The following is a 506-nucleotide window of genomic DNA, read 5'->3' as shown; positions in this document are numbered from 1 at the left end:
CTGGTGATCATCTGCGCGGCGATTGCCGGGGCAGGCCTGGGCTTCCTGTGGTTCAACACCTATCCGGCCATGGTCTTCATGGGCGATATCGGCGCGCTGGCGCTGGGTGCGGTGCTGGGCACCATCGCGGTGATCACCCGCCAGGAACTGGTGCTGGTGATCATGGGCGGCGTGTTCGTCATCGAGACCCTGTCGGTGATGATCCAGGTGGCCTCGTTCAAGCTCACCGGCAAGCGCGTGTTCCGCATGGCCCCGATCCACCACCACTTCGAGCTGAAGGGCTGGCCGGAGCCGCGCGTGATCGTGCGCTTCTGGATCATCTCGGTGGTGCTGGTGCTGATCGGCCTGGCCACGTTGAAGGTCCGCTGATGAATGATCTGTCGCGCCAGGCAACCCGCCTTGAAGCCATCGGAGGCCACTTCGACAAGTGGCTGCTGGGCGCGATCATCACGCTCACCGGGCTGGGCGTGGTGATGGTCGCGTCCAGCTCGATCGCGTTGATGAGC

At 64.4% G+C, this 506-nt stretch carries 1 protein-coding gene; it reads left to right on the top strand.

All coding sequences use genetic code 11. The annotated features are described in order from the left end of the window. Positions 1 to 369 (top strand): phospho-N-acetylmuramoyl-pentapeptide-transferase (gene mraY / locus ACXJKJ_RS32445; RefSeq protein WP_457395880.1); only part of this gene is annotated, 369 nt, incomplete at its 5' end. Between the last annotated feature and the right edge of the window lie 137 nt (positions 370 to 506).

It is taken from the genome of Roseateles sp. P5_E1 (assembly GCF_054049335.1).
Note: the sequence above shows the minus strand (reverse complement) of the source record. Positions and strands in the feature narration are given on the sequence as shown.